The 1,106-nt window shown below is 32.5% G+C and carries 1 protein-coding gene; it reads right to left on the bottom strand.

The window, feature by feature from the left end; all coding sequences use genetic code 11:
- Positions 1-652 precede the first annotated feature (652 nt).
- Entirely contained in the window at positions 653-856 is a 204-nt protein-coding gene (locus ABWO04_RS12100; RefSeq protein WP_353079930.1) for a hypothetical protein, read from the bottom strand.
- Positions 857-1,106: the final 250 nt, after the last annotated feature.

A 1,106-nucleotide genomic window follows, 5' to 3' on the forward strand; every position in this document is an offset into this window, starting at 1 on the left:
GGCACCCGCCTGCCTGAGGGCTTACGGTGCGGGGAATGTGCTACCCCTGACTACACAACACATACTTTTCAAATTGAAAATTTCAAAACTAATTGCTAAGGAGTAATCAAGTAGGTCGGACTTTGGCAGAACCAAAGTCGAGACTCGATAGTACAACAAAAGTAGTCAACTTAAAAACGTTTCAAAATATTATGTTTTACTTGTACAAAGTTGTTTTTGTAGAGTCAACTCTAATTTTAAAATTAACAAACACCAAGTCAAGTTTTTAGAGGTAATAATATACCGGCGACATCTAGTGGACCTTACAAACATGTTTAAAATGACTAAATTCTAGAACAGTAAACTGAAACCCGTTGGCTCGATACTCTTTAGTAGCACCAACTATTTAGCTGCAAATTTACTTGACATTATAAAAACTCTTGACTCGTCAAATTATCTTTCATTTAGGGTTCAAACAAACCTAATTTCCAACACACGCAAGTTTAAGTTTAAGTTTGAGTTTTACAATAAACGACAACAACAACAATACATTACACTTTTTATAACAGCTGCCCACAAAAAATAAACATAAATTCTTTTTGTATTTATATTTTTATTAAACAACACAAACAAATTTACATGTCAGGATGTAATGTAGTAACCGTTGAGCCAGTTATTCTTTTTTCATATTCTTGGCTTCAGCATCCTGTATATTTTGAAGTTGTTTTGACTTCCGGTCGCGTTCTTCACGCCAAAGCTTGAGCATTTGTTTTTCGACATTTTGAATGTGACCAAGTAGCAAATTACGCCGAACTTCGTTTCTTTCCATTTTCAATAGTTGTTGTAAAAACGACAATTCTCCCTTCAATTTATCCATTTTTTTCAAATTTATTTGAGGCTTGGAATGGTTAACTTCTGTTGGCGCGCACGAAAAATTTTAATGTACAAATAATAGCTTGCGTAAGCAGCTTTCATTTAAACTATTCTAAAGTTGCTGTTTCATTTCAAACTATAATTTGTCCGAATTCAAACATATTTTATTAAAAAAGTTAGGTTCAGTTTAGTTTTAACGAGTAATTATGCTTTACGTTTTTTCTTAAAAGCAAAATAAATATTATTTGGTCACA

It is taken from the genome of Flavobacterium sp., assembly GCF_040382755.1.
Taxonomy (GTDB): Bacteria; Bacteroidota; Bacteroidia; order Flavobacteriales; family Flavobacteriaceae; genus Flavobacterium.

Bases quoted from the DNA above. Each gene is read 5' to 3' on its own strand.
- ABWO04_RS12100 (WP_353079930.1), bottom strand. From the start codon at position 856: ATGGATAAATTGAAGGGAGAATTGTCGTTTTTACAACAACTATTGAAA.